The organism is Vibrio sp. 2134-1 (assembly GCF_033339495.1).
In genome coordinates, this window is sequence record NZ_JAWOUS010000234.1 from 1 (window position 1) to 874 (window position 874).

The following is an 874-nucleotide window of genomic DNA, read 5'->3' on the forward strand; positions in this document are numbered from 1 at the left end:
TAGGTATTGCCCGTGGAGAACGAGCGTTAAAGCCTTAACAAGCCTCATATCTGACCGAAAAGCCACTGTATTACAGTGGCTTTTTGTTTAGATGCTGCCAAATAATGATATAATTGTCGTTTTAGTAGGCATCATAGGCTGTAGGACGCGTGAAAGTAAAAAAGCTGGTCGGCACATTATTGGCGACAGCACTATTCTTTAGTGCCCTCACCGCCACCTACTACTACCAGAAATACCAAGCCCTCTTAGCGAATAATGTTGAAAACACCGCCAAAGAAGCCTTACACCAACTGGCTTACACCGGGCGCGAATACAACAATATTCAAGATCAGATAGAAACCATCAGCGACCTACTTGGTCACAGTCAAAGCCTTTACGATTACTTACGTGAACCCAGTAAAGCCAATCTGACCATCTTAGAGAACATGTGGAGCTCGGTTGCTCGCAACCAAAAATTGTACAAGCAGATCCGTTTTCTCGATACCTCTGGCACCGAAAAAGTTCGCATTAAATACGATTTCAAAACCGGCATCGCTGGCCCATCATTGATCCTTCGAGATAAATCTGCGCGAGAGTATTTTAAATACGCGCAGAGTTTGGATAACGAGCAAATCTCAGCTTGGGGGATTGAACTTGAAAGGGACAAAGGTGAGTTGGTTTATCCGCTAAGTCCGTCACTACGCATTTTGATGCCAATTTCAGTGAATGACGTTCGACAGGGTTACTTAGTGTTGAATGTCGATATCGAGTATCTGTCATCCCTTCTCAACTATTCACCAGTGCGAGATTTCCACATCGAGTTGGTTAAGCACAACGGCTTTTATATCGCGAGTCCTGACGAGTCGCGCTTGTATGGCGATATTATTCCTGAGCG

At 44.6% G+C, this 874-nt stretch carries 1 protein-coding gene; it reads left to right on the forward strand.

The window, feature by feature from the left end; all coding sequences use genetic code 11:
* Positions 1-149 precede the first annotated feature (149 nt).
* A partial coding sequence (locus tag R7R78_RS25150) for a cache domain-containing protein (protein WP_225474504.1) occupies positions 150-874 on the forward strand: 725 nt, incomplete at its 3' end.